We start from the raw sequence: 7,240 nt of genomic DNA on the forward strand, positions 1-7,240 counted from the left end.
TTAGGCTGGTCAGGTGGTTAGAAGTACAAGCCCCTGGCTTTAGACATGGGGTTGGTTTCTACGGAGTCCCTGACAGTCCTGGGGATTCACTGTAAACGCTTGCATCGGCAAGCTTGTTTGGCTGTTCCATGTTTTCCGGTGGGTTTGCATTGTTTTCGAGCGTGGTGCTGCGATCGAGAATAATGGTGGTCTGGGGCAAAAATCCGGCATTTTGCAGACGCAAGGTCAAAAATTTTCCGGGAAGTAGGTTTTGCGATCGCCCCAAAAGGGATGGCACGCAATCGGAATGGATCTTTGCCCTTTCCCTATTTTAAATTGTAGAGTTTAAATTGTTGAATGGGGAGTTAATGCCCGGTTCTCCTCGATTGCTGGGTTGGAGATCGTCACCACTCTCGGGACTTGTCGAGAGGGAGGATGCAACGGCGTTTTGCCCGCCATCTTTGGCTGAATCGCCAGCCACCAGTGCGATCGCCTTGTTTCTCCATCCTGCCTGCCTTGCAATCCGAGCAATGTTCGACGGTTCCCCCAGGGGGGGATAAAATATGTGAAGTTTTATGAAAAATAGAGTCAAAACAGGGATCCACCGCATGGCAACTGCTTGAATCACCGGGGCATCATCTGGAATCGGGGAAGAATTGGCTCGAGAATTAGCTCGCCGCCAGATGAACTTGGGAATGGCTTGCGCGATCGCAAGACAAACGCGATGCTCTAGCAGAGGAACTGTAGGCACAACACCCGATGCAAGTTGACTTTACGTCAAGACCTGACGCAACCCAGAGCCGGCACTACAGTTTATGATACTGTGATTGGAAAGAATTTGACCATCGAGGGGTTGATTAATACCATTGTTGGTGTATTAACCATCCATATCTCCCGTAGGGACAAGACCCTGCCTTGTGCTGACAGGCGGTGGAACTCCATCGAGAGGTTAGAAAATTGCTAGAATTTTGCCCCTCGCCGCTCTCGTCACCTATACCAAAAATCGGTAATTTTGTCAACTCTCCAGTGAGAGAGAAGCGATCGCCTTCTGCACTCTGCGATCGCCTCCTCACTTCGAGCGGCAATCCTTGCGTTTGGTTTTCCCCGCTCATTATATTGCCACGGGGGATTTGTCAACCCTCCCACGGGAGATTTTTCTCCTCAGAATTAGCTCTATATTTCAGTCCTAAGATAGATGCGCGAGAGATACTCTGTTAGAGAATTTCCACAATGCCGCGCTGACCGTCAATTCTCACCCATTGACCCTCCTGTAGGGTTTGGGTAGCATCGGCTACATCCATCACTGCCGGGATCCCATACTCCCGGGCCACAATCGCCCCGTGAGACAACTGACCGCCCACCTCCGAAATCAGACCGTTAGCCCTAGCCAAGAGCGGACCCCAACCGGCATCCGTATAAGGCACCACCACAATGGTATTTTCCGCGATCGCGCTTGCCGATTGCAAAGAGCGAATAACTTTCACCGGACCCTCAGCCACTCCCGCACTGGCACCAATGCCGCGCAATTGCTGGCCGGAGAAGGATTGTGGCGCGACTGTTGAAGGAACCCCAGGCGTATGGCCATACACCACCGACGGCACCGATACCAATTGTTCGTCTCGGGCAAAATCCCTGCGCCGGGACGCCACCAACTCCCCCACCCGATCCATGAACGGCGGATCTGCCACTTCAATCATCTGGCGAATTTCCTCAAATTCCAGGAAAAATATATCCCCCGCCTCGGATAGCACTTCTGCATCCAGCCAAACTTGCTCCAACGCTAAAAAGCTCCAGCGCAGGTGAGCGAGTAATTGGCTATAAATCGCACTCACCCGACCTTTCAGATTCAGACGAGGCTGAACCCACTGGGCTTTCATGCCGCTAGAGTTCGACTGTTGTTCCACCGCAGAGGGTTGGAATAACTGCTGAGTGAACAGTTGTCGCACCGGGCGCGGGTCTTCTTTCCACGTGGGAACCGCAATATCCGTAGCCACATCGCTGAGATAGCCGAAAGTCTCGAGAAACTCGTCCAACTGCTCGAAAATCGTCTGTCCGTCCGGCATTTCTGCCAACACCGCAAACAGTTGCGAACAATCCCCGGTTTTATCTCCCGGAAGACTGATTTCTTCCAAATCCGGAAGCATCAGCAGTGCTTCATTCGCCAATTCTTGCAGCGATCGCACCGCCGAGACTTCCGGCATTTGGCTGTAGTCAAGTTCGTTGGCGTTGACTTTGAGCACTGCTTGTCGCGCCAAAAAACTCAAGGGAGCCAAAATGCTGTAGTAAGTCGCTTCCTCTAGCAAATCCAAAATGCGATCGATCCGTCCGAGAATCGCTTTTGGGGTTTTTTCCACGTTGAGGAACATTCGCGTTGCTGCGGGTTCATTAACCCCCGAGGTTTGGCTGGCATTGTTGAGATCCGAGTTGGCCAGTTCCGCAAGAGTTGGAGAAAAGCGCTTGCGATCGGCCTCCTCAAAATCCTGACTGAGGCGGAGTTCCCGGCTGAACAACCGCAGCAACCCCCGCAGGTTGGTGAAGGTAGAACGCATCGGCGGCTTGCTGAATGAGGCTCCTCGCGTTAGAAATTCCAGACTTTCCGGGGGCAACCCCATGCGAAGGAAGATTTGCCCGAGCAACGAAGCGTTAAAGTAAGCCCGCGAAAAGTGCAAGGTAGCGGTTTGTTCGAAATTCAGATTTCTCGACCGTTTGCCCAAGACGATGGTAAAGAGTTTTCCCCAGACACCGCAGGTGAGGGGACGATTGATCGACCAGGTGAGGGGTCGGATGGTACCCGGAATGACTTCAGAGGCAATCTTGCGCGTCCAAATCGGCAACAGAGTGGTTATCGGACGCGACTGCAACAGCCACAGGTTCTCGCCATCATAGGTCCATTCGATGTCCTGCGGAATCCCGCGATCGCCGTTTTCCAAATGGCGGGCTAAATACGCCACTTGTTCGAGCAAGATCGGCGGCACTTCCCCAGTTCCCTCTACGGATAATTGCATTTGGGCAGGCAGTACCCAGCTTCCCTCTTGCTCCACATCCTCCGAGCGCACGTAAACTTGATAGCGTTCTGGGGTTACTTGTCCGGACACCACCCGGGTACACTCGCCTGGTAATGCCTCGATGCTTACTCTTTCTCCGTGACCCATTATCGGATCGCGGCTGAACGCTACCCCAGAAAAGACCCCTCGGATTTGCGGTTGAATTAGAACCGCGATCGCATCGTCTCGAACCTGGCGATCGCGGCGGTAGGTGGCTGCAGTGGATGCTTCGTAAGACTGCAAACAACTGGTAATCGCTTGCTCTAAGCCTTGGCGCGAGGTGACGTTTAATATCGTCGCGTATTGACCCGCCGCTGAGGCGTTTTCTGTATCTTCTCCCACGGCGGAAGAACGCACGATCAGGGGCGTTTCTGGGCTGGGTTGCAGATATGCACTCAGCGGAGTCGGGTCGTCCCCCGCCGGTAGCACCCATCCCTGGGGTACCGGATAGCCCTGGCGCTTCAGTTGGGATAATCTGGCCGCTTTTTGACCGACTTGGGTGGGATCGAGTTCTTTGTCTAGGCACAGGATGGCGCGATCTCCTCGGAAAAAGCGAAACAGCTTTTGAGATTGTGGATTGCTTTGAGCGGCTGGCAAATCTAAGTCATCCGGCATTTTTTGATAAATCCAGTATAGTAATACACTCAGGGCGATCGCCGCCCCAATTCTTTCGAGTTGCTGCGAATGCAATGCAGCGGTGATGGCAGGAATTAGCACTAAAACCAAATTGCGTCCCTGCTGGCGTTCCCGCACCAGAGTAAAGCTAATCCCCGCTATTAAAAAAATCAACCCAGCGGCGATCGGGTCATGCACCACAAAGCCCCACACCACATTCGTGGTCCCTGCCCCTTTCCCTATCCAGTAGCGACCCGTCACTAAGGCAATTAGGGCAATTAAGTCCCATTCTGGGTTCTGGGGAAAAAAGTGCTGCGCTAACAACACCGCCGCAATCCCTTTCAGCGCCTCGGATAGCACCGCGAGAATTCCGACCCAGCGCCCCCCATGATAGAACGCCGCCGAAACCCCAATATTGCCGGTTCCCATGCCCCCTAGGTCTTGCCCCGTCAGCGCACGCACGATCCAAGCAATTAATGGCAGTCCCCCCAAAATCGGACAGACTGTGAAAATCAGCACCGATCCCCACACTTGCGTCAGCGTCATTGAAAAATCACCTATTTCGCCTCGGTCGGATAAAGATTCTATGATAATCTCTTCTGTTTCATCCGCCGATCTCTACTATGCCGCAAAAATTTCCTCCCTTGCGGGAAAAGCACAATCGCCTCGGCGATTCTCCCGCCACGGCGCGCGATCGCTCACTCCTCCCGATTCTTCTGCTCAGATTTCCTGTTTTTGTCTGTGGATCGACCCACCCACTGTGGCTCACTCCACTCTTTTAGCCGGAGCTGCCCAGGATCCGTTCTCGCCTGTTCTCCCCCTTTGGCGATCGTCCTGGTTCTTTCATGCCCTCCGCATCAGGCTTTTCGTCTTCCGTTTCTAACGCAACTTTCAAAAAATGATATAAGGTTTAAAATGCAATAACATTGGCTGAAAAACTGTGCCACCTGTCAGGTTATGGATTACGAAACTGCCTATTATTTTTTAATCGATCAGGGCATGGCTCTGGTTTATCAGGGCAATCCCGATGACTTACTCCGCCGTCTCCAAGACGGAAAACCCCCTATTCCCGGTCAGCTCACTTCTATTCTTTTGGCGCTTAAGGTGGTATTTGATGGATTGCAAGGTGCTAAATCTCTCGATCGCCAGTTGGTTTGGGCGCTCTATCTCCTGACGTTTGAAAGTCAACAGCTTTTTGACGCCGGTTGGCGCGCTGGGGTGGATTGGCCCCCTCTATTAAAAGAGGATTTGCATCGCGTGAGCTTAGCCGTTCAAAGTATTTATTCCGGTGTTTGGCAATCTTAATCTTTTCCGGTTCGTTCAAATTATCAATGAAAAAGCTATTTTTTCTGCAACACTTTCATCTTTTTCTCTCGTTTTCTCTCGTTTCCAGTATGAGCTGGGAAGGGTTTTGCCGATGTTTTGCCTAGGCAAACTCAGGGAGCTAAATAATAATTTGCACCCTGGCTTAGTTGTTTCAATTGGATGAACTAGAAAGCTCGAATCTGTCCTTTTCCAGCAGGCATAAAATCCACAAAGTTGCGGATTTAAACCTTATGAGAACGGCAATGAATTACTCTGAGGAATACTGGGGTTAATGGGGAATCATCGCCACTTTGATGACTTTGCGATCGCGCATGTCTTGCAACACTGATTCTAAGTCTTTCAGGGGACGGCGATCGCTGATGAGCAGCTCAAAGGGAATCTGGCGACTGGCAATGGTGGAAAGGGCTTCGCGCACGAAAAATGGGGTGTTATGAAAGACTCCTTTGAGGGTGAGTTCGTTATAGTGTAACTGTTCGGTGTTGACGGTAATGGTGGTCTCTCGCGGACAACCGCCAAATAAGTTAATTGTCCCTCCCGGACGCGCCGAGGCGATCGCGGTTTCCCACACTTGCGGAACGCCGGTGGCTTCTATGACCACATCCGCACCCCATCCGTCACAGAAAGACCGCACCACTTCGGGGATGTTTTCGGTTAGGGTATGATGATTGAAGGTTTGCGAAGCGCCCAGTTTTTCGGCAATTTCTAAGCGGCGATCGTTCCCGCCAAATAAAATGACGCGATCGCAGCGGTGGGCTAAGACGCCAACGAACATTAACCCAATTGCGCCATCTCCGAGAATGGCTACGCGATCGCTGCATTTGATATTTGACCGGGCAATTCCATGCAAAACGCAGGCTAAAGGTTCCGTCAGCGATGCCAATTCATCAGGCAATTCATCGGGAATGGGGAGCATATTATGTTGGACAATTGGGGCGGGAATTTTTAGATATTCCGCAAAGGTACCGTTATTCCACGTTAAATTCGGACACAGAGAGTATTCTTGTCGCTGGCAGAAAAAACAGGTCATACAGGGGGCGGAATTATTGGCAACGACGCGATCGGATACCTTCCATCCCTTCACCCCAACTCCTTTCGCCACAATTCGACCCGCCGCCTCATGTCCGAATAAGGTGGGAGGTCGCAACATCCTCGCATGACCCCCGCGCCGCCAAACCTTCAAATCCGTCCCGCAAGTGGTCGCCGCCCCCACTGCGATCGTGACTTCCCCCCATCCGGGCGTCGGATCCTCCACCGCTTCTAACCGCAAATCTTCTTTCCCGTAAAGTAATGCCCCAAGCACGATACACTATCCCTTAACCATTGTCTCGATGATTTTATCACCCACTCGAACAGTTTGTTTTAACCGCCCAAAAAATAGCTTTAGCACTAAAAATGCTCCCACAGCATGGTTCTGTTAAGATAGTCGGAGATTTCGCAAGAATTTTCAGTCGTTGTCCCGCCGGTTGATTGATGCAACTGCAAGAAAAAAAAGCCCTCATCGCTTATTTAAGCCAATTCGCCACCCCAGCACGGCGCGATCGTATAGAATCAGTATTGAACCGTCGAACCCGTTACCTGACCCTCGTTCTCGAAGATATTTATCAGACCCATAATGCCAGCGCCGTACTCAGAAATTGCGATTGTTTTGGCATCCAAGACATCCATATCGTCGAAAACTTAAAAGAATTTACCCTCAACAAAGATGTTAGCGTAGGTTCCGAACGCTGGCTGAGTGTTTACCGTTATCGCGATGAAAATACCAACAACACTCAGCACTGTTTGGAAAAACTCAAAAGCGAAGGCTACAAAATTATCGCCACCTCTCCTCATGCAGAAAAGCCCCTTGACGAACTTTCCATCGATGAAAAACTAGCCTTGCTATTTGGTTCGGAAGTGAATGGACTGTCCGATTATGCCCTCCAAAATGCAGATGAAGTGGTGACAATTCCCATTCAAGGCTTTAGTGAAAGTTTTAATATTTCCGTGAGTGCCGCATTATGTTTGTACCACCTTACGACTCGATTGCGGAAAACCAAAAAAAATTGGCCGCTAACCGAAGCAGAAAAAATAGAACTGCGCTTAAATTGGTTGAGAAAATCAGTTCGCCACAGCGAAAATTTGGAACAAAAATTTTTCCAAAATTGAACGTTTAATCTGATAAAAACAACAAAGCCCCCTTCAAGAAAAGAAGGAGGCTTGGCTGAAAAATTAACCGGGCACCGAGCTATTTTCCCAGGAAGTCACCCTCCAAGTATCGTCGCCGCAGTCGCGTTTCA

The 7,240-nt window shown here is 50.9% G+C and carries 8 protein-coding genes; 3 read left to right on the forward strand and 5 right to left on the reverse strand.

From position 1 onward, the window contains the following. Positions 1-58 precede the first annotated feature (58 nt). The 4 genes from LKK83_RS08305 to LKK83_RS08320 form a co-directional block, all read right to left on the reverse strand. A complete protein-coding gene (locus LKK83_RS08305; protein ID WP_324630592.1) occupies positions 59-277 on the reverse strand; it encodes a hypothetical protein in 219 nt (72 codons plus the stop codon). Positions 278-310: 33 nt separating this feature from the next. Next, positions 311-730 carry a hypothetical protein gene (locus LKK83_RS08310; RefSeq protein WP_324630593.1) on the reverse strand — a complete coding sequence of 140 codons (420 nt, stop codon included), beginning with the start codon at positions 728-730 and terminating at the stop codon, positions 311-313. 106 nt (positions 731-836) lie between these two features. Then, a complete protein-coding gene (locus LKK83_RS08315) occupies positions 837-1,091 on the reverse strand; it encodes a hypothetical protein (RefSeq protein ID WP_324630594.1) in 255 nt (84 codons plus the stop codon). Between the two features lie 102 nt (positions 1,092-1,193). Next, positions 1,194-4,184 carry a glycerol-3-phosphate acyltransferase gene (locus LKK83_RS08320; RefSeq protein ID WP_324630595.1) on the reverse strand — a complete coding sequence of 997 codons (2,991 nt, stop codon included), beginning with the start codon at positions 4,182-4,184 and terminating at the stop codon, positions 1,194-1,196. A gap of 40 nt (positions 4,185-4,224) precedes the next feature. Here LKK83_RS08320 and LKK83_RS08325 point away from each other — a divergent pair, with 40 nt between their 5' ends. Both LKK83_RS08325 and LKK83_RS08330 read left to right on the forward strand, forming a co-directional pair. Next, positions 4,225-4,521 carry a hypothetical protein gene (locus tag LKK83_RS08325; protein ID WP_324630596.1) on the forward strand — a complete coding sequence of 99 codons (297 nt, stop codon included), beginning with the start codon at positions 4,225-4,227 and terminating at the stop codon, positions 4,519-4,521. Positions 4,522-4,595: 74 nt separating this feature from the next. Next, positions 4,596-4,943, forward strand: a complete 348-nt coding sequence (locus LKK83_RS08330) for a Dethiobiotin synthetase (protein ID WP_324630597.1) — start codon at positions 4,596-4,598, stop codon at positions 4,941-4,943. Positions 4,944-5,232: 289 nt separating this feature from the next. Here the strand turns inward: LKK83_RS08330 and LKK83_RS08335 are convergent, their stop codons facing one another. After that, complete coding sequence (locus LKK83_RS08335) at positions 5,233-6,264, reverse strand: zinc-dependent alcohol dehydrogenase (RefSeq protein WP_324630598.1); 1,032 nt, start codon at positions 6,262-6,264, stop codon at positions 5,233-5,235. Between the two features lie 170 nt (positions 6,265-6,434). Here LKK83_RS08335 and LKK83_RS08340 point away from each other — a divergent pair, with 170 nt between their 5' ends. Next, positions 6,435-7,109, forward strand: a complete 675-nt coding sequence (locus tag LKK83_RS08340) for a TrmH family RNA methyltransferase (protein WP_324630600.1) — start codon at positions 6,435-6,437, stop codon at positions 7,107-7,109. Positions 7,110-7,240 lie beyond the last annotated feature (131 nt).

The sequence above is a fragment of the Phormidium sp. CCY1219 genome, from assembly GCF_035615515.1.
GTDB lineage: Bacteria > Cyanobacteriota > Cyanobacteriia > Cyanobacteriales > Laspinemataceae > CCY1219.